The organism is Flavivirga amylovorans, from assembly GCF_030540875.1.
GTDB classification, from domain to species: domain Bacteria; phylum Bacteroidota; class Bacteroidia; order Flavobacteriales; family Flavobacteriaceae; genus Flavivirga; species Flavivirga amylovorans.
Genome location: NZ_JAUOEM010000002.1, coordinates 616,966 through 640,894, shown reverse-complemented (window position 1 = coordinate 640,894; position 23,929 = coordinate 616,966). Strand labels below are relative to the sequence as shown.

Here is a 23,929-nt window from a genome sequence, read left to right as displayed (position 1 = left end):
ACACTATTAATAATATCTCTGATAACAGTATCAAGACAATACTATATAAATTATTAATATTCTAAGATTTGGTTATAAATTTATTTATAAATAAGTGGTAAGGTTTTTGTACTTTTCAGATCAGTATGAAATATGTAATCTATCTTTTTTTACTTTTACCTTGTTCAATATCTGCTCAAAAGACTATTGAGACCTCATTTATAAAAAAAACAGATTTTAAGGCTAGCCAAATAGTTACTATTGACAACTTTGGAACCAAATACTTCATAAGTAATAATGTTTTTAATAAAAAAGGCATCGATAGAACGATTACTTATAACAATTTACAACTTGGTAATATAACAACAGCAAACGCTTTTAATCCTTTAAAAATAAATTTGTTTTATAAAGATTTTAATAGCGTTATCATTCTTGACAACCGATTAGCTGAAATATTCAAAATTGATTTTAACACACTCCCAGACTATAAAAATGTATCGCATGTTTCTACAGGACATGATAATACCATATGGATCTTTAATGAAAATAATCAAAAACTAGAACTTTTTGATTATAGATCGCTCACCACACGAGCTCAAACAGTCCCCATTCAAAGTATCGTTTTAGATTTAAAAAGTAATTACAATTTTTGTTATTTACTCACAAAAAACTATTTGTATACTTACAATTATTTTGGAAGCTTGATAAAAAGGATAAAAAATAACGGACATACCCAACTATCTGAAAGTAATGGAGATATATTTTTAAAAAAGGAAAACGCTCTAGTTTATTTGAAAAAGGGTACTGAAACTATAATTCCAATATTAATACCGAATTTATTAATAAATGCGTTTTTTGTAACCAATGAAACCTTGTATATTTACGCAAACGAAATCTTACATGAGTACAAAATAAAAATTGACTGAAAAACTATGCATATTGCTATTGCTGGAAATATTGGCGCCGGAAAGACCACTCTCACTAAATTATTAGCAAAACATTATAAATGGGAAGCACAACTGGAAGATGTTGTAGACAACCCTTATTTAGACGATTTTTATAACCAGATGGAGCGTTGGAGCTTCAACTTACAAGTATATTTCTTAAACAGTAGATTCCGTCAGGTACAGCAGATTCGCCAGAGCGGTAAAGACATTATTCAAGACAGAACCATTTATGAAGATGCTCATATTTTTGCTCCTAACTTGCATGCTATGGGTTTAATGACAAATCGTGATTACGAAAACTACAGATCGCTTTTCGATTTAATGGAATCCTTAGTAAAAGGTCCAGATGTATTAATTTATTTGCGAAGTTCAATTCCTAATTTAGTATCTCAAATACATAAACGTGGTCGTGACTATGAAAATTCAATCAGTATTGATTATTTAAGTCGGTTGAACGAGCGTTACGAAGCTTGGATTCATGGTTATAATAAAGGAAAACTTTTAATTATAGACGTTGATAATTTAAACTTTGTAGATAACCCTGAAGACTTAGGTAATGTTATTAATACTATAGATGCCGAAATTAATGGATTGTTTTAATTCCTAATTATTTTTAACCTCTATAATTTTTTTCAATTTTATATAGTTTCCGTTAGTGTTATATCCTTCTATGGATATCTCGAAGGCACCTTCCACATCGGAAGTATAAAAGCTTATTTCTTTTAAATTAGAATCAATGGTAATATTTGGCATCCAAAGTAATTGCGTTCTATAGTCTGGAATTTTATCTAATGATTTGCTTTCATATTTAGGGTTAAAATATATCTTACTCCTTTGTGGCAGTCGAAAATCAAAATGCTTTAAATAGGCTTTGGTAACTATATCAAAATCTCCATTATTTGTTTTAATGTCAATGATACCGTTATATACGCTTGGACCATTAAAATAAATTCCTCTAACTACATCTATTTTTTTAATCTTACTTGACTCGTAATGTACTATATCTAAATTATTTTGAATTTGAACTCCATCAAAGAGTACCAAAGGTCTCAAGTGATTAAACGCATTACTGCGAGCTTCTTCATAGTCATAAGCAACAAACCTATATTGTTCATCACTATTCCCTCTAAGTGCAGCTTCTTCAATAACTTCTACAAAAGTCTCTTTAATAGTTGGAAATCTTTTATAATCATCCAATAAGTACTCAACACTTGGTCGTCCATAAAATATTTCATTAGACTTTGGGCTAACTATACTATCTTGCTTAGAATGATAATAGGCACTTTCTATTTGATTTTGAATACTTTTATCTAATAGCCAATTACTAATATTTTTTTCTAAAGCAAGGTTATAAAAATTTAATCCATCTGGTTTTATAAATTCTATATTCAAATCAATTTCATAATCTTCCTTATGTTCATCTACAACTTGAATAATAATTTTATCGTTATTATATGCTTCGTAAAGGTTAAAATGAAATTCACCCAATTTGTTAGTGCTTACATTTTTATAAACATAATCTTTCCCAGGAATTGTTAACGCCACTATTTTATCTGAAACTGTTAGTCCCGATTTAAGAGGTTTTATTTTCCCCGAAACGATCTCTCCTCTAATTTCAGGAAGAGCCATTAATTTGTTATCGATACCCTCTCTAGCTCCTCTAAAATTGTCTCCAACGTTTAATATGTCAACAGAATCTATCTTTCTTACTGAAATAGAATAATTTCCATGATTTTGACCTTCAAGCAAGCTTTCAATTTCTAATAAAACTTTGGATCTGCTTTTATAAACCTCCGAATCTGTACTAATTCTAAAACGATCATAACTATCCTTTTGAGCTAAAATATTAGTTTCTTTTACTCCTATTTTAATATCATTAGCTTGTCCTAGTTTGTTATTGGACGCTTCTTCGTTTAAGATATATGGATTAATAACATAAATATCCTTTTCAAAAAAGGAATTTTGTGAATTATTAAGAGTCCATTTAGTATATGCTATTAACTTATAATGCCCAGTCTTGGTTGATGCAGGTATAAAGAAATCACCATTCACGATACCATTAACTAATTTTAATTTGTGTTCAAATAAAATATTGTCACTTTTCCCTATGAGTTCTACATAAGCAATCTTGCTAATATGGCTCAATATATTTTGAGCCTTAATTAAACAGTAGAGTTTATAATACAATGCTTCACCTGCTAAAAACATGTTTGTATTTGTTGTAAGAAACACTTTTTCTTTAGGGACGGTATTTATTAAAGAATTATAGTTATCAGTGTTTAATTGACCATATATCTTATTAAAAAACAAGCACAAAACTATGATGCTAACTACTCTTATTTTTTTAACTAATCTATCCAAAATGTTGGTTTTATATTAGAAGAAAACGTTGTGCAATCTCCACATTCTTGATTTACGATTGTAAATACACCTCCATCATTTCCCGAAACATATTTATAACCATCTCTAAACGAACCAATGAGTATCAACCGCTCATTAATAGGATCTGTCATTGCCGAATCTAATTCTAAAAAATCACAAGCAAATAAATAAGGGGGCAACTCTAAATTAAAGTCTAGGTAATTAAAATAAATTCTTTTTGAAGTGACTGAAGAAACATCAAAAAAACCGATAACTTTTTCATTTATACTTTGTTTTGAAGAAATATTCCCTTTAATAAATCCTGGTTGATTATCTATAAAGACACCTTCTTCATCAGAATTTAAATCTTTTAATATTTTATAGTACGTATTAGCATTAACAGATTGCACATATTGTTTTACCAAAATACTGTAACGCTCCCTTATTATGGAGCTTTTGATTGGGATAAGTCGAATAGGAAATTTTGAGATTCTATTTTCTGCTAAACTACTTACACTAGTTAATATTATGTCACCTGAATAATTAGTTGAATAACACGTTTGTTTACTTGGGTCTCTTGGCACTAAAGTTATAACATCACCTATAAGCGTAGCGTCAAAAAAGCTAAAATTAGGGGCAATAATTTTATAGGTTTCTTCATATTCATATCTAAAAAAGTTAGCTTCTCCTAAATCTTCATTACTATCAACCAAGACTTGAATTCCTATTTCTCCATTTAAGTTAACGACTTCTCCATAAAGGTTTTCTATTTCGGCTTTAGGTGGTAGAAATTCATCATCAGAAACATACTCTCTTCCTATAGCTGTAGTTATTAATAATTTATAAGATATTCCTTCTACAGCCTGAAAAAGAACATTTGAATGATACAGACCATTTTGGGTCTCAGAAAACCTATAAACATTACCATTGCTAGCTTCTATTCTAACATTGGCATTGTTCTCAAAAATTTGCATGTCGCTTTCTAATAAAGACGTACGTGAAATTTTAATTTCCTGACGCTTAAATTCATCTGTTATAGTAGCTTCTATTACTAAAACATCTTCAAAAGATTCTGTTTCCAATTGAAACGGGTCTGTACACCCTAGCACACAAAGGCTAATCAAGCTAAAAACGCCAATATATATATAAATTAATCTTCCCAAAATGCTGGTTTTATATTAGATGAAAAGGTTGTGCAATCTCCACAGCCTGACTGCACGATTGTATATGTTGGTTTTAAATCAGGGTTATCAGATTCGACATGAGATACATACTTGTAACCATTAAAAAGCAACGATTCATATAATAATAATTTTTCATTAGTTGGTTCTTCATCTATATTATAATCTAATACAGTGAGATCACAATCAAAAATATATGTTGGTAACCCTATTTCAAAATTTGAATAATCAAAAAATATTCTTTTTGTGCTCACTGTAGATACATTAAAAAACCCTATAACTTTTTCACTTGAGCTTTGAAGTGAAAACATATTACCTTGAATAAAACCAGGCTGATTATCTACTAACAAGCTTTCATCTGCACTCAACTCTTTTAAAATATCATAAAAGTTATAGGCTTCAGCAGATTGCACATACTGCTTTACTAAAATACTGTACCGTTCTCTTATAACAGGGTCGTTTGCAGGAATAAAACGAATAGGAACCTGCGTTAACGCATTTTCATTTATGCCATCAACATTAGCCAACAATATTTCTGTTGAATAGTTATTAGAATAACAGATTTTTCCTTGTTGAGCTTTAAGTTCAAATTCAATATCATATTCAATATCCTTTCCAGAGCCTATTACGTTAGTGATTAAGGCATTATATTCATTATAAAAAGGAACCACTATTTTATATGTTTCTTCATACTCATATCTAAAAAAATTTGCATCACCTAAATTTTCATTACTATCAACTAGAACTTGAATTCCTATCTTGCCGTTTAAGTTAACTAATTCTCCATAAAGATTTTTTATTTCAGCTTTAGGAGGCAAAAATTCCTCATTAGAGCTATAACTACTTCCATCTGAAGTAGATATTGATAGTTTATATGACAAACCTTCTATTGCTTTAAAAGCGATATCGGATGTGTATAACCCATCTTGAGTTTCTGAAAAGTTATAGACCTCGTTAGTATTAGTTTCTATTTTAACAATAGCATTTTTCTCAAAAACTTGTTTGTCACTTTCTAATAAAAATGTACGCGAGACTTTAATTTGCTGATGTTTTAGCTCGTCTGTAATGGTAGCTTCAACTATAATTACATCTTCAAAAGATTTTGTAACCAAAGAAAACGGTTCTGTACAACTAAAAACACATAACAGTGAAACTAGAAACAATACATTATAATATATCTTCTTTAATCTCATTTTAAAATTTAAAATTATATGTTATAGTAGGAACTGGGATTGAAAAAATGGACGACTTATAACCTTTTATCTGACCATTTTCATTTACAAAAAACACCGAGTACGGATTATTTCTTCCTAAAACATTATAAACCGATATATTCCAAAAACTGTGCGCTAATTTTACGTTTTTGTGATTACCTTCTATATTAACACCAAGGTCTAACCGATAATAATCGGGGATTCTAAACTTATTTCTATCACTATATAACACCTGTTCTTCGCCATTATAAATATATTTCCCAACTGGATATGTTATGGGTCTCCCTGATTGATAATTAAAATTTAACGAAAAACTGTAACGTTTGGTGAGTTTATAATTAGACACCAAACTCACATCATGTGGTCGGTCTTGATTAGCAGCAAAATAGTCGCCACTGTTTATTTGATTCGTTAAAAATTCACTATCTAATTTAACAAAAGATCTTGAATAAGAATAGCCTAACCATCCATTCAACCTACCTTCTTTCTTTTTAAGCAAGAATTCTATTCCATATGCTTTCCCATCACCTTGCAATAGTTCCGTCTCAATATCTTGATTTAACAGTAATTCTGCTCCTATTTTAAAATCCAAAAGATTCTTCATTTTTTTATAGTAACCCTCAATACTAAGTTCATGTATACCATCATCAAAATTCTTGTACAAGCCTAACGAAAATTGCTCAGCTCTCTGAGGTTCAATATTTAAATCTGATAATTTCCATGAATCTACAGGGGAGGCTGTGGTATTAGAAGAAAGTAAGTGAGAATATTGAATGGTTCTATTGTACCCACCTTTTATTGAAATACTAGGCGTTAAAAAATATCTAGCTGAAAATCGGACTTCTGGACCTCCGTAAGTTTTTATAACCTCGTTTTCTTCATAAGTCTTAGTTTCAATAATAGATTCCGCACTTATTGGCACCGTTGGATCGTAAACATTCTGAGTACTTGCTCCTAATGCTGCGTAGAATGAATATCTAAAACCAATATCTAATAACAACTTATCATTCACTTCAAACAAATTTGATATAAATAAAGCAGATTCTAAACCTCTCTCTTTGTCAACACTTTTTCTTTCAATTACAGATTCACCTCCCAAGGGCACTATATCCCCTGGTTTAATACTGTATAGCTTACTACTAAGCCCATAACTAAATTTATGCTTTTTACTATATAAATATTTTGCCTTTAACTTAAGTTCTGTTTCATTTATACTATAGCCAAAATCAAAATTCCTATTAAATATCCCATCATAAATAATATTAAATTTATATTGACTCGAAGCTAATTGTGTAGTAAGTCTATTTTTATCATTAAACTTATGATCCCACTTTATCGACCCTATCCGATTACTATAATTATAAACAGAATCCGAAGTTATACTAAACTCATCGTTACTGTAATACCCCGTAGCTTGTAAATCATTTTTTTCATTAATTTTATAATTGAATTTTATAATGGCATCATAAAAATTGGCTTTGCTATTTTTTATAGATTCTTCTGAAATAGCTTTAAGCACCCAATCCGAATATGTTGCCCTTCCTCCTACCAAAACAGATATTTTATCTTTAATTATAGGTGTTTCAATCAAAAGGTTTCCTGTTACGGGTCCTATGTTACCTTCCCCAGAAAACTTTTCCATGTTTGCTTCTTTAGTAGAAATATCTATAACTGAGGACAGTTTTCCTCCAAATTCGGCTGGAATACTTCCTTTATAAATATCGACACTTCCAGTAGCAAACGGATTAATTGCAGAAAATACTCCAAAAAAGTGAGACGGATTATAAATAGCGGCGCCATCAAAGAGGATTAAGTTTTGGTCTACTTTCCCGCCTCTAACACTATATCCTAATGCACCTTCTCCTGCCGTTTTTATCCCTGGCATTGTTGTTGCCACTTTTAAAACATCTCTTTCTCCTAGAATTAATGGGATGTTTTTTATACCCTTAACATCTATCTTAGTTACTCCAACTGTAGCACTTTTAATATTTTCATTTCTGTCTGATTTAATCACCACTTCTTCCAATTGTTCAGTGGCTTCACTTAATTGAAAACTAAGTGTTCCTTTCCCATAAACAACAATTTGTTTTTGATGTTTTCCATAAGCTAATGAGGCTATTTCTAAAACATTAAAACCCATGGGTACCTTAAGAGAATAGTATCCTAGATTATTGGTTACTGTATTTATACTAGTTCCTTGGATAAATACATCTAAGTTTTGTATTGGTTTTTTTGTTTTCTCATCCTTAATATAACCTGATAGTGTAATCATTTTTTGAGATGATGATTCACTTTCTTTACCTATATAAAAAATCTTGGTTTTGTTTATTTTAGATCTATTAAGATATTGTTTTTTAAGCACAGGAACCTTATCAACTTCCTCTTCTATCTCTTCAGCTTCAACAGTTAGCTCAGTACCGAAAAAATTGGGTGGTAATTTATCCCTTATAATATTGTTGTTTGTTAAAATTATTTTACCATTTAACACAAAATAATTGATGGTGGTGTCCTCTAAAATTTCCGTTAATACGTCTTCAAGGCTAACATCATTAAATGATTTTGAAATCAAAAAACTATTATTAAACCATGTTTTATTAAAATAAAACTTATAGCTAGAAACACGCTCTAATTCAGATAAAGCTTCAACAATTTCAACTTCGTTAAAAGTAATAGAGATTTTTTCTTTAGATTGGCAAAAAGCCACATGAGAAAGTAAAATGAATAAGCATGTGATTTTAATTATTTTCATTATCTATATTCTTTACTTGCTTATTTTTGAGAGATGCGATGCATCTAAAGATTTTAAGAGCCCCACTAAAAATAGATCTTTATCTTTTCTGAGGACGACCTTATTTTTACTATAATAGGCTCTAATTTCTTTTTCTTTAAAAGGAAGTGCTTTAAGTATGTCTTTTTTTGAATCTATTCTATAAAATTCGTCCTTAATGTTTACCACATAAAATTTATATGTTTTAAAAACATAAGACACTGTTTTGCCTCTTAATCTCTCGAATTTATTTTTTTTATGCTTAATATATAGGGAGGACAGTTTTCCTTTATATTTTTCTTCAAAAAATCCATTCCCATAAATTGAGTTCAAAACAGGATTATTTTCTAATCGTATAAATTTACCTCCCATTAATTCAAACTGATTAATAATTGTTGAATTAAGACTTAAGTAATTAACCTTTTTATTTACATATTCTAAGATTACTAGATCATTAAGCAAATCATACTTCATCTTTAAGTCATAATAGGGTTGCCCATCATAAATTACGAACCCTTTTTGAAAGTTAAATGACTTATAAAATTTATTATTAGTTTCTATAGTTCTTAAAGTACCTGGATAATGATCCACGTACTCTAAACCATTAAAAACACTACTATTATCGTATTCAAAAAACGAATCGAATAACTTATAATATGTTTCTGTTGAGGATTTAGCTTGGGAAAAGCTTAAATCGATAGAAGTTAAAGATAGTAATAGGGCTAATAGGTAGTATTTCATTCTTAGTAGTCAATTAAGAAAAATAAAGTTAGTCTAATTATATTAAAATTAGCACAAAAGCTTTTATTTAACATAAAGTATACCCTAACTTATTCGGAAAGCAAGAAAAAACTTCAATTAAAGATGATTTATCCTCTGATCACCTAATCAATTTATAATGAATTACCATTCATCCTCCTGCGGTTTGTCAGTCAAATAATTTAAAAGGCTTTTATTCATTTTATTAAGTAAATCTTCTACTTGTGATGAAACCTTTTCATAGCCTTTTTTTATGATTCCATCCTTAGAATAAAACTTATGCTTTTTCAAATTTATGGTTTGCTCCTTTTTATCAGAAGCTGTTTTATAGATCAATTTTATAGGCCTAAACCTATAATCTCCATCTCTAAATCTTAACTCTATAATATATTCAAGTCTTTCACAACTGAAATTAGATTTATCACCAAAACAAATAGCATTATTTGTAAAACCAGTAAAACGCAATTTTATATTTTTATTTGCTTTTCCTGCGTCGCTTTTATCTGCTTCATCTAACTCATCATCTTTAAAAACTTCATAACCAATAATAGTTCTTTTTGTTTTATCGGTTTTATCCGTCTTATCATTTTTATCATCGTTATCGCTCTTTAGTTCCTTGTATTTTTCTTTAAGCCATGCTTCTGTTTTAGATAGTAATTCATCTTTATTCTTTCCTTTCACCTCTACAATAAAGTTTCTGGGTACCAGCCCTTTTTCTTCATAAGAAAACTTTGTATTAATCGAATTGCTTTGGGAGAAAGAAAGCATTGAAATTAAAATAACAGTAAATAGGATAATATTTTTCATAACTAATTTTAATAATTTAAAACAACATTACTTCTACATTCCAAATTTAACAAATAAATTCATACAAATACACAGACTATTCATACCAAATCATAGAAAATATTATTTCTAAATATACTAATAGTAAAGCTACAAAAGTTGAAATGGATGCTTTAAGCGAATGGTTGGAAAAAAGATACCCTTAAAATTTTTAAAGATCATCTATCTATTCATAACACATTGAATAACGATTTAATATTTGATTCTTTAGCTGCCTACGAAGACTTTTCAAAGAAAAACACTTCAAATAAAAAAGTAAGAAAACTGCTCAAGAGGTCATCAACTAAACAATAAATTGATATAACGTTGTCTTGAAGCATCTTGAGTTGTTCTTGGAGTTCGTATCTCAAATTCACAAACTCATTTGGCTCTTCTTTTTAGGAAACTCGGGTGAATTAATTGAAAACCTATCAGTTAGGATGAGTTTTTTTAACAAAAAAGGGGAAAGTAAGAATATAGAATCTTTCATAAAACTTTGTTTTAGTGTAAATTATTTGAGTTAGTCAACAAATAAATTTTGAAAGATAAAAAGGTTGCTTTTTTGCAACCCTTTTTAATACAAAAAAAGAGCTACAATTTCTTGTAACCCTAAAACAATCTATTATGAGTAATCTAATTAGTCTTAAGATAAATCATCAATGCTTGCTCCTGATGCATTCTTTTTTACAGAAGCAATTCCATTCTCCATGGCGCTTGTAGATGAATACATTTCGCTGGTTCCTATAACTTGTCCATTTGTAGCTTTTAAGTTAAAATAAGGACTCCCTCCTTTAGACTCTAAGCGTTCATATCTTGCATCATCTCTCGAATTTTTCTTCACAGATTCAATACCATTAGTACAGCCAGGTTTAGCAGCATAACCTTCACTTGCTAAAATTGATTGCCCATTACCTGCTTTTAATCTAAATCTAAATTCTCCTCTTTTGTCTTTATAAATTTCAAATTTTGCCATCTTATAAGGGTTTAATAATAATTAAGAATATTAATAAGACACAGGATGTAATAAAAAGTCACATAATGCCCTTCAATAAAAAAAGGTGAACTAAATGTTCACCTTTTTTTGCCCCAAATCTACCATGAACTTAACCTACTTATGTTATGGTGAGACCAATTTAGTTGTTTACATCTTAACTACTAAGAATTATTAGTTCAACGGTTAAATTATATTGATTAAATGTATTTTAAGATTAATTTTCTTGTGTTTTCAATCCATATCATTTCTAAATCAATCTAATTACTGCTTATGTTTTAATAATTTATTTTCCCCATCATCATTAAATTGACGTCGATATCTTTATTTAAATCTGCACAATTAAAATAAATATTTACAAGTTTGAGTACGACCTAGTTTATACTCTTTTATGCGGAAAACATAAAAAAAGAAAGTTTCTCATTTAGCTTCTCCCTAAAGTAAAAAAACTGTAAAAAATTACAGCTTTTCTTTTTAAAAATATGCGTTTCATAGCAAATCTTTTATTTATTAATAGCAATTTAAACACACATGATGAATAAAAATCACATAGAAACCTCACTAAAACAAAAAAGCATCCCAATCTTCTATAAAGAAAAAAGGAAAGCTTCTCATTGGCTTGTGCTGAATTTATTTCAGCAACTCTACCTTTTTACCTCAACTTTCATTGAGATAAACAACACAACTTCTTTTTATTGCCAAAAAAAGCTCTAATTTCTCAGAGCTTTCTTTTTTGCAATTTTTGCGGTCTGGACGGGACTCGAACCCGCGACCTTCGCCGTGACAGGGCGACATTCTAACCAACTGAACTACCAGACCGTTGCTTTATTGCGGTTGCAAATATACACGCCTTTTTTTATATCTCAAATGTTTTTTAAAGTTTTTTGGATTTTATTTTTAAAAAATGTTTCCTGTAATAACCCTACACGAACTTTTGACGCTCTATCATGTATGTTGTGAGGATGTTATTGAAATTTTTATTAATATCTGCTTCAACATATTTAATTTTATACTGAGCACATTTTAAACGCAAGGCTTCAAAATAATTACTTACGTCCTTTTTATAATTATCTTTTATAGTATCTGCATATAAATTAATATACTCACCTGTTTCAACATCAATAAAACGCTTAGGCTTATTATCAAAATCAAAAATTAATTCTTTTTGCTTATCAAATACATGAAATAAAATCACTTCATGCTTATTGTATTTTAAATGACGTAATGCTTCAAACAATTTTACTTCATCTTCCGATGTTTGAAACATATCCGTAAATAAAAATATCATGGAACGTCTATGAATCTTTTCAGCTATTTCATGTAAATACTTATAGGTTTCCGTTTCTTTATTTAAAGACCTAGAAATTGCCGCATCACTTAAATGACTCAATAACATTTGATGATGACGTTCACTACCCTTTTCCGGCGCATAATAGTCGTAATCGTCACTATAGATACTTAAGCCAACTGCATCTCTTTGCTTTTTTAAAATATGCATTAGAGATGCCGAAGCTAATGCAGAAAACCCTATTTTATTTAAACTATCAATAGAAAAAGAATCCATTTTTGGATAATGCATTGAACTACTATTGTCTATAATAATGTGGCAACGTAAGTTCGTTTCATCGTCATAACGCTTGGTATACAACTTATCCGTTTTAGCAAATAGTTTCCAATCTATATGGCGTGTACTCTCTCCTTGATTGTAAATTTTATGCTCAGCAAATTCAGCAGAAAACCCATGAAACGGACTTTTATGCATTCCTGCTATAAAACCTTCTACTACTTGTTTTGCAAGTAATTCTAGGTTTTTAAAACCATCGGCTTTATTAAGTTCTGCTTGTAAGTTCAAGGTTTATAAAGTAAAAATTATTTTAAGACAGCATCAACAATACCATAAGAAACAGACTCATCTGCTCCCATCCAATGGTCACGATTAAAATCCTTCATTATTTTAGCAAAAGTTTGCCCACAATTATCTGCTAATAGTTGCGCACTTAACTCTTTAGTAATAATAATTTCTTTAGCTGTAATTTCTATATCACTTGCTTGCCCACGTGCACCACCACTTGGTTGGTGAATCATAACACGTGCATGAGGTTGTATAAAACGTTTACCTTTTTCTCCAGCAGATAATATTATAGAGCCCATTGATGCTGCAAATCCTGTACAAATTGTAGAAACATCACTCTTTAAAGATTTCATACAATCGTAAATAGCAAAACCAGAAGTTACATAACCTCCAGGACTATTTATATATAAATGAATATCTTTAGTTTCTAATGCATCCAAATACATTAAGCGATCTATGACGTGCTTTGCTGAATCATCATCAACTTGTCCCCATAAAAACACTTTACGTTCTTCTATTAATTTACTATCAATAGCATTTTGTACTTTTATTTCTTTACTCATATCTATTTTTAATTTTTGCTCGTTTAAACATTATTATTTTTTTTAAAATTAATAATAAAATTGAGAACACGCATAACCAATTAGCGAGCTCTTTAAAAATCTTAAAAAGATTCATTTTGTAAATGTACTTTTTAAGTTTCATCTAAAATAAAAAAAGGTTTACCTTAATGGCAAACCTTTTCAATATTCTTTTAATGTATTGACTATAAAAGCGAATCTATAGCTTCTGTATATGCATTTTTTGGTGCTACGCCAACCTGTCTTCCAACAACCTCTCCGTTTTGAAAAACCAAAACTGTAGGTATGTTACGCACACCGTATTTAGCAGCAAATTCTTGATTAGCATCTACATCTACTTTACCAACAACAGCCTTACCATCATATTCTCCACTAATTTCTTCAATAATTGGCCCTACCATTCTACAAGGACCACACCAAGCTGCCCAAAAGTCAACTAATACTGGTTTATCACTTTTTAATACAGTTTCTTCAAACGTTGCATCTGTTATTTCTAATGCCATAATATTTATGTTTTAAGTTCGTATTTCATTATTTATTATCACAAAATTAGTCAAAATATTTACGAAAGCTTACAAACTAACAATTTGTTTTATCTATATCAACATTGTTTAGCACTATTATATTTATATAAATACTCTCAAGCCATATGAAATATAGTCTTCAGATAAATCCACGCTACCAAAACAACAAAACAGACACACAATAAACCTTAGCCTTTCAGAGTTTTATGCAATTCTTTACTTAGATTAAAATCACGTTAAGCAACCAAAAAGTTGCGTATTAAAAATATTTATTTTAGTTTAGCAACCATAAAGTTGCATATTAATTAAAATCGAACTTATTATGAATGATGTTATCAAAAAAGAAAAGGTATTTAAGCACTCCATAGACAAAGTATGGAATGCCATTTCAAAAGCTGAAGAAATCTCTGCTTGGTTTATTCAAGCTGATTTTAAAGCTGAAAAAGGATATCAATACACCTTTACTTCAGAACCTAACGAAAAAGGATGCACAACTATTAGCGGAGAAGTAAAAGAATCTAACCCTTACAAATTAGTTTATACCTGGGTAGTTGCTGAAATTAAAACAGAAACTACAGTAACCTGGGAATTAGAAGCTACTGAAGATGGCACTAAATTATATCTAGAACATTCAGGTATTTCTAATTACGAAGGAGAAACTGCAGTGAAAATGTTTGAAAGCTTCAACGGTGGTTGGGATAACTGTATAAATGGATTAACAGATTACTTAAAACAATTAGTTAATGCAGGATAAAATAACAAAACTATTTAAAGCTATTGCAGATCCAACAAGGCGTGATATTTTTCACGCCTTGGTTATAGCAACCTCAGCCTTATCTATTACACAAATATCCAGTCAGTTTGATATTAGCAGGCAAGGCGTTACTAAACATATAAAAACATTGGAAGAAGCTGGTCTTGTTAATATTAATACAAACGGACGGGAACGTTTTTGTAATGCCAATGCTAAACCATTAAAGGAAGTTAGTAAATGGGTTGAGTTTTACTCACAATTCTGGGATAATTCACTACAAGGTTTGGAAAATTATTTAAATACAAAAGACAATGAATAATAACCCAAATTTAATGGAAGATCTGGATATGAACTATAAAAACAAATTAGAAGTCAATACTAGTTCAGAACAAGCGTTCTTAGCATTAAACCAAGGACTCCATTCATGGTGGGGAAAAATAAGTAATTCTGAATTTAAAGCTGGTGGGCAATTCACTATACAATTCGAAAATGAGTATTGGTGGACTTTTAAAATTATTGAATATACTCCTAATCTGGAATTGGTTTGGAAATGTATTGATGGTGAACCTGATTTTAATAAAGAATGGATCGGTCACGTATTACATTGGGAAATAGAAGAACAAAATGGAAAATGTGTGATTAACTTTCATCAAGTTGGGCTTACTCCAAATATTGATTGCTATGACGTATGTTCTAATACTTGGGATCGTTTTATTACTAACGGTTTGAAAAACTTTTTAGAGACGAAAAAATAAACCTTTCAATAATCGATCAGATTCTTTCTTAACGCTTAAAAGGGTGGCTCAGGAAATGAGATCCCTGCCTTCGCAGGGATTTATCAATTTAACTTAAACATTACGTCTTGACTCTCTAATTCACTAAGCAATTCTTGAGACACCTTAACTTTTTGTCTTCTACTAGGCATCTGTAATTTTATTTTCTCCCTATTGTCATACACTACAAAATTTAATGCTTGGTTTCCTGGATGCATTTGTAATAATTCTTTTAAACGCAAAATACTTTCTTCATGTAAGTCTTTAATGTTCAGCTGAATGGACAATTTTTTAGCATAGTTTTCCATGACATCATGTAATAATTGAAAACTATTAAACTGCAATCTTGGGTCACTCTTTTTCCCTGTGTCTTTATTAACCCAACCTTCTCGAATAAACGATTTTACAAATACAAAGTTATTCTTCATTAGGAAGTGTCTGTATTTTAAATATTCTTCACCAAAAATCCTAAACTCAAAACTATCGGTGTAATCTTCAACAGTAAACATGCCCCATCCTTTTCCTTGCTTGCTCACACGATGTTGTACATCGGTTACAACGCCGCCAAAAACAATTTCTCTGTTTACATAAGGTTCTAAATTATTAAACATAGCAATGGTTCCATTACAAAATGTTTTCATTTCCGTTTTAAAATCGTCTAATGGATGGCCCGAAATATAAACTCCTACAACCTCACGTTCCTGAGCTAATTTTTCCATAGTTCCCCATTCTTCGCAAGGCGGTACTTCTGGTTCTGCTATTTGTACATCACTTGATGCTCCAAATAAACTTACCTGAGATGAGTTTTCATTTTCTTGATGTTTATTTCCATATTTGACTGCTTTTTCTAAAAAGGTAATGCCATCTCCTTCTCTATGAAAATACTGCGCGCGATGTGTACCTCCAAAACAATCAAAACCTCCAGCTAAAGCCAAATTTTCAAAAGCTTTTTTATTCGCCGCTCTTAAATCGATTCGTTTTGCTAAATCGAAGATAGATTTATACGGTCCATCTTCTTTTCTATTCTCTACAATGGTCATTACAGCACCATGACCAACACCTTTTATAGCTCCCATCCCAAAACGTACCGCATAGTCGTTATTCACGGAAAACTTATAATACGATTCGTTAACATCTGGCCCCAACACGTCCAACTTCATCCGTTTACATTCTTCCATGAAGAATGTAACTTGTTTTATATCGTTCATGTTATTGGATAATACAGCAGCCATATACTCTGCAGGGTAATGCGCTTTTAAATAGGCTGTTTGGTAAGCTATCCAAGCATAACATGTCGAGTGAGATTTATTAAAGGCATAACTTGCAAAAGCTTCCCAATCTTTCCATACTTTCTCTAATACTTTAGCATCATGGCCGTTGGCACTCGCCTGTTCTACAAATTTTGGTTTCATTTTATCTAGTACCGCAATTTGTTTTTTTCCCATTGCCTTACGTAATACATCGGCTTCACCTTTTGTAAATCCAGCCAATTTTTGGGACAAAAGCATTACTTGCTCTTGATATACTGTAATACCATACGTTTCTTTTAAGTATTCTTCCATGGCTGGTAAATCGTACTCAATATCTTCATCTCCGTGTTTTCTTCTAACGAAACTCGGAATATATTCCATAGGCCCTGGACGATACAAAGCGTTCATGGCAATTAAATCTTCAAAGACTGTTGGTTTTAAATCTCTAAGGTGCTTCTGCATACCAGGAGATTCATATTGGAATACCCCTACTGTTTCTCCTCGTTGGAATAAGGCATATGTTTCTTCATCATCCAAAGGAAAGGATTCTGGATCCAGCAAAATATTATGTTTTGCTTTTACGATTTTAACAGTATCTTTAATTAAAGTTAGTGTCTTTAATCCTAAGAAATCCATTTTTAATAAACCAGCATCCTCAACAACCGAGTTATCAAACTGTGTGACATATAAATCGGAATCTTTAGCTACAGATACAGGAACAAATTTTGTAATATCGTCAGGTGTTATAATCACCCCACAGGCATGGATTCCCGTATTTCTAACAGAACCTTCCAAAGCTCTTGCGGTGTTAACAGTCTCAGCTTCTAAACCTGATCCCTCAGAAATATTTAAAAGCTCATTAACCTTTTCTAATTCTTCTGCTCTAAACTTACCGGCCAACGCTTTTTCGTCTAACCCAAAAATCTTATTGAGCTTAGACATGTTAGGTATCAACTTTGCAATTCTATCGGCATCAAACAAAGGTAAATCTAAAACACGAGCTGTATCTCGAATGGACGATTTAGCTGCCATAGTACCGTAAGTAATAATTTGTGCTACTTGATTAGCTCCATATTTATTAATTACATAATCCATAACGCGGCTTCTTCCTTCATCATCAAAATCGATATCAATATCGGGCATACTAATACGATCCGGATTTAAAAAACGCTCAAAAAGCAAATCGTATTTAAGCGGATCTATATTGGTAATCCACAAGCAGTATGCTGCTACAGATCCAGCAGCAGATCCACGCCCAGGACCAACAGATACATCCATATTTCGAGCCTCTCGAATAAAATCCTCTACAATTAAGAAATATCCGGGATATCCCGTATTTTCGATAACACTTAATTCGAAATCGAGCCGTTCAACCACTTCTTCTGAAAGCGGTTCTCCATAACGTTTTTTAGCGCCTTCAAATGTTAAATGCTTTAAATAAGCATTTTCTCCACGTTTTCCTCCATCAACTAAATCTTCATCATGCTTGAATTTATCAGGAATATCAAAAGCAGGCAAAAGAACATCTCTTGCAAGCTGAAACCCTTCAATTTTATCTACTAACTCTTCAATATTTAAAATAGCGTCAGGTTGATCTTGAAACAATTGTTTCATTTCGTCAGGAGACTTAAAATAATATTCCTGATTAGGGAGTCCGTAGCGATATCCTCTTCCTCGACCTATTGGTGTTGCTTGTTTTTCTCCATCTTTTACACATAATAAAATATCATGTGCATTCGCATCATCTTGTTTTCGATAATACGTATTATTTGTAGCCACTAATTTTACATCATGCTTTTTAGCCAATGCTATCAAGGTTGGATTTACGCGATTTTCATCTTCCTGATTATGACGCATCAGTTCTACGTACAGGTCATCTCCAAACTCTTTTTTCCACCATAACAAAGCTTCTTCTGCTTGCTTTTCACCAATATTAAGAACCTTACTTGGTATTTCACCGTATAGATTCCCAGTAAGTACTATAATGTCTTCCTTATATTGTTGTATCAATTTTTTATCTATTCTAGGGACATAATAAAACCCATTAACAAAGGCATGAGAAGATAGTTTTGCTAGATTATGATAACCATTTTTATTTTTAGCTATTAATACGACTTGATAGCCATTATCTTTTCTCGATTTATCCTCATGATTTTCACAGACAAAAAACTCACAGCCTACAATTGGCTTTATCAGTTTTTTTTCTGAAGCCTCCCCTCTTTCCTCTGCTTCTGCTATACTCGCCTTTATACTACTATTTTGTTTGTTAACAGCATTTATAAAATGGAATGCCCCCATCATATTTGCATGATCGGTAAGCGCCACAGCTGGCATGTTATGAGAGGCAGCAGCAGCTACAATGTCAACAACACTCATAGTTGATTGTAATACAGAAAACTGTGAATGGTTATGAAGATGTACAAAACTAGCATCTGCTAAATCAGATATATTTTTCTTAATATCTTCTGTAGAAACTGTTTCTTGCTTAAGACTTTGAAGACGCTTTCGAATTTCAGCACTTTCTTGTTTAAGATTAACGTGCTTTAATTTTATAAGCTCAATTTCTTTCGGGTTGGCTTCGTTAAAACTCTGAAAATAATCAGGTTCTACATCAAGTTGTTCTTTGGTATACTCCCCCAGTCGAACCAACTCAAAAAAGCAACGTGTCGTTGCCTCAACATCAGCTGTAGCATTATGCGCCTCTGCAAAAGGAGTCTTAAATAAAAACTCATGCAACTCTGTAAGTGTAGGCAATTTAAATTTACCACCACGTCCTCCTGGAATCTGACACAAACTTGCTGTATGTTCTGTACAAGTATCTAAAACGGGTAATTCTTGTAATGGGTTTGAAACATCACCTCGAACAAATTCGGCGCCCATAATATTTAAATCGAACTTCACATTTTGCCCAACAACAAACTTTGTTTTACTTAAAGCATCATTAAATTTTTCAAGAACTTTCGCTAATGGAATACCTTGTTCTTGAGCTAATTCGGTAGAAATACCATGTATTTTTTCTGCATCATACGGAATATTAAACCCATCCGGTTGCACCAAATAATCCTGATGTTCAATACAGTTCCCCATAGCATCATGTAATTGCCATGCAATTTGAATACACCTTGGCCAATTATCTGTATCGGTAATGGGTGCATCCCAACGTTTTGGCAATCCAGTAGTTTCTGTATCGAAAATTAAGTACATATATATTTAGATGTTTGGTGTTAAGCCGTTTAGAATTATTAAACGCAGTTTATAAAAATACAGAATATTATAATTTATGGAAATGAAAGTTATGAACAGTTTTAAACAAAAAAACTTAATTTTAATTATGTTACTTTTGAAAGTCATTTTTATCTTTAACACATGAAATTTAAATTATCCTTTCTTAGTTTTGTTTTTATCCTTCTAAATATCCAAGCGCAAAATATTCGTTTATATGTCGGCACCTATACCAATGGTGATAGCAAAGGCATTTATCAACTCGAATTCAATACTGAAACCGGGAATTTAGAAAACAAACAGCTTGCTATAAACATAGATAGCCCTTCATTTCTGACATATTCTCCAGACAAGAAATATCTGTATTCTGTAAATCAAAGTGACGATGGATTTGTATCATCTTACAAAATTAATACCGATGGTACGTTATCACTTTTAACACGTGTTAGCAGTCATGGTAAAGGGCCTTGTCATATTTCTATAAATGAAAGTGGAGATAAAGTTGTCGTTTCTAATTACACTGGGGGCACCGTATCCATTTATCCTATTAATAAGGATGGCAGTCTAAAAGAAGCTTCTCAAATCTTTAATCATAATTCAGAAAATGAAAAATCACATGCGCATTCCGCTAAGTTCTCTAAAGATAATTTATTTGTTGCCGATTTAGGAAGAAATGCCGTTTATCAATATAAATTAAAAGACGGGAATTATAAACTTGCATCTCCTTCTATCGTTGAAATGGAAGGCAACCCAGGACCACGACATTTTTTATTAGACAAAGGGAATGAGTTTTTATATGTTATTAATGAATACGGAGGTTCGGTTACTTCAATTAAGAAAACAAAAAAAGGCTTTAAGCAAATAGATTTCGACTCTACTCTGGATGAAAATTATAAAGGAAAAAATTCTTGTGCCGACATTCATTTATCTAAAGACGAACGATTTCTTTACGGATCAAACAGAGGTGAAAACTCTATTGCTGTTTTTAAAAGAAATACTCGAAATGGTACTTTAGACAGAATCCAAAACATGAGTGTTCATGGTGATTGGCCTCGAAATTTCTCATTAGATCCAACGGGTAAATTTCTTTTAGTAGCAAATAAAAAAAGTAATAATATTAGTGTATTTAAAATAGATCCTGAATCAGGAAAACTATCTTTCCTGCATTCAACAGATTTACCAGCTCCTGTTTGCTTATTATTTTAAGTTTTCTAATTAAAAATAAAGCATTGATAATTAAAAAAATATAGTATCTTTGCGCCCTCATTAATAACCGAGGTCGAGAACCTCAAATAATTAATTATTATGCCAGTAAAGATTAGATTACAAAGACACGGTAAAAAAGGAAAACCTTACTACTGGATCGTAGCAGCAGATGCACGTTCAAAAAGAGATGGTAAATACCTAGAAAAATTAGGTGCTTACAATCCAAACACAAACCCAGCAACTATCGAATTAAACATTGATGGTGCAGTGCAATGGTTACAGAATGGTGCACAGCCAACAGATACAGCCAAAGCTATTTTATCTCATAAAGGTGCTTTACTAAAAAATCATCTTGTAGGTGGTGTTAGAAAAGGGGCTTTAACTGAAGAGCAAGCAGAAGCTAAGTTTACTGCTTGGGTAGAAGAAAAAGAAAGCAAAGTTGGTGCTAAAGTTGATAGTTTAGCTAAAGCCGAGGCAGAAGCAAAAGCAAAAGCTTTTGAAGCTGAAAAGGCTGCTAATGAAGCACGTATTGCTGCAGCTGCTCCTGTTGTAGAAGAGGAAGTTGCTGAAGAAGAAACTCCTGCTGCCGAAGCAGAAGCTTCAACTGAAGAAGAATAAAAAAATAATTTTTTATACTTTTAAACTCCGATATTTTTATCGGAGTTTTTTTGTGAAATAGTATTTTGTCAAAAAGCAAAATACGTAATTGAACAAATCCCGCTAAAGCGGGATCTCACAAACTTTCACAAGTTTGATTAAATAATTCCCACAAAGGTGGGAATCTCATAAACTTTAAAAGATTCCCGCAAGCCGGGAATGACAAAAAACCATTTGTCATGCAAAAAGAAAATTGTTTTTACTTAGGTAAAATTGTTAAAAAATATAGTTTTAAAGGAGAAGTTTTAGCTAAGCTAGATACTGATCAGCCTGAAATTTACGAAAACTTAGACGCTATTTTTTTAAACTTAAGAAATAACCTGGTTCCTTTTTTTATTGAACGTTCTCAGCTGCACAAATCAGAATTATTACGTATTAAATTTGAAGATGTAGATGAGGAAGCTGATGCAGATGCCATCATGAAAAGTGATTTGTATTTACCTCTAGACTTATTACCTAAACTGGAAGGCAATAAGTTTTATTTTCATGAAGTCATTGGTTTTACTATTGAAGATGTAAATTACGGAAAAGTGGGCACTATAAAAGCGATAAACGATTCGACTGCTCAATCACTTTTTGAAATAGACAGAAATGGTATTGAAATTTTAATCCCTATGAATGATGAATTTATAGTAAAGGTGGATAGGGAAAATAAAACTATTTTGGTTGAAACACCAGAAGGACTAATCGACTTATATTTGTAACTATTTGATGTTTAAAAAATTAATCAGCAACAATCAATTCTTTTTTTATTAAACGCAATCCGTATTGAACACTATCTTGTTGTTTTACCAATAATTTGCAAAGTGACAAAGACAGATTAATTTCCCTAAGTAATTCATTATATTTTTCCATGCATAATAGCTCGATTTTATAAATAGCATTTATCAAATCACTATTATTCCCTAGTTGCAATAAATTATTAAAATCTCTCATATAAAGATGGTATCGCCTTTTTGACATTATCGACTCTTGAACATCTCCATCAAGTTTTTTAATTTCATTTTGTAATATTTTACCAAAATTTTGTTGTTCTAAGATTTTTCCTTTTAAAAAGGTCTCTATATTTGTATCAGACGCTTTTTCACATGTTTTTATATAGATTTTTTCAATGACTTCATTCATTAATAAGACGTCGTTCAACTTTACCAAAATTTTGTTTTCTTTTTTCATTTTCTTCAATTAGACCACTATTTTTTTATATACGTTAACTATAAAATAAATGGATATCTTTAACATTAATTTTAATATACTTTTATGATTTTCACTTCATTCTTTCATTTTATTTTATACTATTGCTTTAAAATTCAAAATATCATTTCATGTCTAAAAAACCCTTTGTTTTTAAACAATTTTCCGTAAAACAAGAGCAATGCGCGATGAAAATTGGCACCGATAGTGTCTTATTAGGAGCATGGACATCCGTTAAAGATAATCTTTTTTCTATACTAGATATTGGAACTGGTACAGGTATTTTATCACTTATGTTAGCACAACGCAGCCATGCTGAAGTGGTTGACGGCATTGAAATTGATGATAATGCATACGAACAATGCGTTGATAACTTTGAAAACTCTCCTTGGGGAGATCGATTATTTTGTTACCATGCTTCACTTGAAGAATTTGCTGAAGAGATAGACGACAAATACGATCTCATTATATCTAACCCTCCTTTTTATTCAGAAGATTACAAAACAGAAAATACGCAACGGGACCTTGCACGTTTTCAAGACGCTATGCCTTTTAATCATTTAATTGAAAGTGTATCTAAACTATTATCAGAAGATGGCATATTTTCAGTGATTATTCCATTTAAAGAAGAAGAAAAACTAATTCATTTAGCATCAAAATTCAAACTCATTCCAAACAAAATACTACATGTAAAAGGAACTCCAACTTCTGAAATTAAACGAAGTTTAATCGAATTCTCCTTCCACGAAAGCGATAAAAAAGTTGACAATTTGATTATTGAAACAGGAAGACATCAATATACTCAAGATTACACTAATCTTACTAAAGATTTTTACTTAAAAATGTAATCGAATCGATATGAATTAATTAAATTTGAGCTCTAAAAATATTGAAT

General features: G+C 31.1%; 21 protein-coding genes and 1 tRNA gene. 9 read left to right on the top strand and 13 right to left on the bottom strand.

Translation table 11 applies throughout. From position 1 onward, the window contains the following. Positions 1-125: 125 nt before the first annotated feature. Both Q4Q39_RS08085 and Q4Q39_RS08080 read left to right on the top strand, forming a co-directional pair. Positions 126-905: a hypothetical protein gene (locus tag Q4Q39_RS08085; protein WP_303281903.1), complete on the top strand. Its 780-nt coding sequence runs from the start codon at positions 126-128 to the stop codon at positions 903-905. 6 nt (positions 906-911) lie between these two features. Beyond that, positions 912-1,526, top strand: coding sequence for a deoxynucleoside kinase (locus tag Q4Q39_RS08080; protein WP_303281902.1), 615 nt, complete (start codon positions 912-914; stop codon positions 1,524-1,526). A 3-nt stretch (positions 1,527-1,529) separates the two neighbouring features. Here Q4Q39_RS08080 and Q4Q39_RS08075 read toward each other — a convergent pair whose 3' ends face one another. The 11 genes from Q4Q39_RS08075 to trxA all read right to left on the bottom strand — a co-directional run bounded on the left by Q4Q39_RS08075 (position 1,530) and on the right by trxA (position 13,960). Beyond that, positions 1,530-3,287, bottom strand: coding sequence for a hypothetical protein (locus tag Q4Q39_RS08075; protein ID WP_303281901.1), 1,758 nt, complete (start codon positions 3,285-3,287; stop codon positions 1,530-1,532). Continuing rightward, positions 3,275-4,450, bottom strand: a complete 1,176-nt coding sequence (locus Q4Q39_RS08070; protein WP_303281900.1) for a DUF4249 domain-containing protein — start codon at positions 4,448-4,450, stop codon at positions 3,275-3,277. The genes Q4Q39_RS08075 and Q4Q39_RS08070 overlap by 13 nt, the downstream gene beginning before the upstream one ends. Beyond that, the gene (locus Q4Q39_RS08065) at positions 4,438-5,661 is read right to left on the bottom strand and encodes a DUF4249 domain-containing protein (RefSeq protein ID WP_303281899.1); all 1,224 of its coding nucleotides are present in this window, start codon (positions 5,659-5,661) and stop codon (positions 4,438-4,440) included. The genes Q4Q39_RS08070 and Q4Q39_RS08065 overlap by 13 nt, the downstream gene beginning before the upstream one ends. A gap of 1 nt (position 5,662) precedes the next feature. After that, positions 5,663-8,431, bottom strand: a complete 2,769-nt coding sequence (locus Q4Q39_RS08060) for a TonB-dependent receptor (protein ID WP_303281898.1) — start codon at positions 8,429-8,431, stop codon at positions 5,663-5,665. A gap of 12 nt (positions 8,432-8,443) precedes the next feature. Continuing rightward, positions 8,444-9,190, bottom strand: coding sequence for a hypothetical protein (locus tag Q4Q39_RS08055; RefSeq protein WP_303281896.1), 747 nt, complete (start codon positions 9,188-9,190; stop codon positions 8,444-8,446). A 162-nt stretch (positions 9,191-9,352) separates the two neighbouring features. After that, on the bottom strand, positions 9,353-10,015 hold the full coding sequence (locus Q4Q39_RS08050) for a hypothetical protein (RefSeq protein WP_303281895.1): 663 nt from the start codon (positions 10,013-10,015) through the stop codon (positions 9,353-9,355). A 661-nt stretch (positions 10,016-10,676) separates the two neighbouring features. Then, positions 10,677-11,006: a YegP family protein gene (locus Q4Q39_RS08045; RefSeq protein ID WP_303281894.1), complete on the bottom strand. Its 330-nt coding sequence runs from the start codon at positions 11,004-11,006 to the stop codon at positions 10,677-10,679. Between the two features lie 763 nt (positions 11,007-11,769). After that, positions 11,770-11,843: transfer RNA gene (locus tag Q4Q39_RS08040), tRNA-Asp, on the bottom strand. A gap of 103 nt (positions 11,844-11,946) precedes the next feature. Continuing rightward, the gene (locus tag Q4Q39_RS08035; RefSeq protein ID WP_303281893.1) at positions 11,947-12,876 is read right to left on the bottom strand and encodes a DUF58 domain-containing protein; all 930 of its coding nucleotides are present in this window, start codon (positions 12,874-12,876) and stop codon (positions 11,947-11,949) included. 17 nt (positions 12,877-12,893) lie between these two features. Continuing rightward, complete coding sequence (locus Q4Q39_RS08030) at positions 12,894-13,439, bottom strand: ClpP family protease (protein WP_303281892.1); 546 nt, start codon at positions 13,437-13,439, stop codon at positions 12,894-12,896. Between the two features lie 203 nt (positions 13,440-13,642). After that, positions 13,643-13,960, bottom strand: coding sequence for a thioredoxin (trxA, locus tag Q4Q39_RS08025; protein WP_136480345.1), 318 nt, complete (start codon positions 13,958-13,960; stop codon positions 13,643-13,645). Between the two features lie 343 nt (positions 13,961-14,303). Here trxA and Q4Q39_RS08020 point away from each other — a divergent pair, with 343 nt between their 5' ends. The 3 genes from Q4Q39_RS08020 to Q4Q39_RS08010 are packed head-to-tail and all read left to right on the top strand — an operon-like array spanning position 14,304 to position 15,490. Further along, positions 14,304-14,735 carry an SRPBCC family protein gene (locus Q4Q39_RS08020; RefSeq protein WP_303281891.1) on the top strand — a complete coding sequence of 144 codons (432 nt, stop codon included), beginning with the start codon at positions 14,304-14,306 and terminating at the stop codon, positions 14,733-14,735. Then, a complete protein-coding gene (locus tag Q4Q39_RS08015) occupies positions 14,725-15,054 on the top strand; it encodes an ArsR/SmtB family transcription factor (RefSeq protein WP_303281890.1) in 330 nt (109 codons plus the stop codon). The genes Q4Q39_RS08020 and Q4Q39_RS08015 overlap by 11 nt, the downstream gene beginning before the upstream one ends. Further along, on the top strand, positions 15,047-15,490 hold the full coding sequence (locus Q4Q39_RS08010; RefSeq protein ID WP_303281889.1) for an SRPBCC domain-containing protein: 444 nt from the start codon (positions 15,047-15,049) through the stop codon (positions 15,488-15,490). Before Q4Q39_RS08015 ends, Q4Q39_RS08010 begins: the two co-directional genes overlap by 8 nt. Positions 15,491-15,573: 83 nt before the next feature. On the opposite strand, the gene dnaE is transcribed toward Q4Q39_RS08010, so the two are convergent. After that, positions 15,574-19,962 (bottom strand): DNA polymerase III subunit alpha, encoded by a 4,389-nt coding sequence (gene dnaE / locus Q4Q39_RS08005; protein WP_303281888.1) that lies wholly within the window; start codon positions 19,960-19,962, stop codon positions 15,574-15,576. Between the two features lie 162 nt (positions 19,963-20,124). Between dnaE and Q4Q39_RS08000 the strand changes: the two genes are divergently transcribed. The 3 genes from Q4Q39_RS08000 to rimM all read left to right on the top strand — a co-directional run bounded on the left by Q4Q39_RS08000 (position 20,125) and on the right by rimM (position 22,547). Then, the gene (locus Q4Q39_RS08000) at positions 20,125-21,186 is read left to right on the top strand and encodes a lactonase family protein (RefSeq protein ID WP_303281887.1); all 1,062 of its coding nucleotides are present in this window, start codon (positions 20,125-20,127) and stop codon (positions 21,184-21,186) included. 99 nt (positions 21,187-21,285) lie between these two features. After that, positions 21,286-21,804 (top strand): 30S ribosomal protein S16, encoded by a 519-nt coding sequence (locus Q4Q39_RS07995; protein WP_303281886.1) that lies wholly within the window; start codon positions 21,286-21,288, stop codon positions 21,802-21,804. 218 nt (positions 21,805-22,022) lie between these two features. Then, entirely contained in the window at positions 22,023-22,547 is a 525-nt protein-coding gene (gene rimM, locus Q4Q39_RS07990) for a ribosome maturation factor RimM (protein WP_303281885.1), read from the top strand. A gap of 19 nt (positions 22,548-22,566) precedes the next feature. Here rimM and Q4Q39_RS07985 read toward each other — a convergent pair whose 3' ends face one another. Further along, on the bottom strand, positions 22,567-23,016 hold the full coding sequence (locus tag Q4Q39_RS07985; RefSeq protein ID WP_303281884.1) for a hypothetical protein: 450 nt from the start codon (positions 23,014-23,016) through the stop codon (positions 22,567-22,569). 149 nt (positions 23,017-23,165) lie between these two features. On the opposite strand from Q4Q39_RS07985, the gene Q4Q39_RS07980 reads away from it, so the two are divergent. Further along, the gene (locus Q4Q39_RS07980; protein WP_303281883.1) at positions 23,166-23,882 is read left to right on the top strand and encodes a tRNA1(Val) (adenine(37)-N6)-methyltransferase; all 717 of its coding nucleotides are present in this window, start codon (positions 23,166-23,168) and stop codon (positions 23,880-23,882) included. The last annotated feature ends 47 nt before the right edge of the window (positions 23,883-23,929 follow it).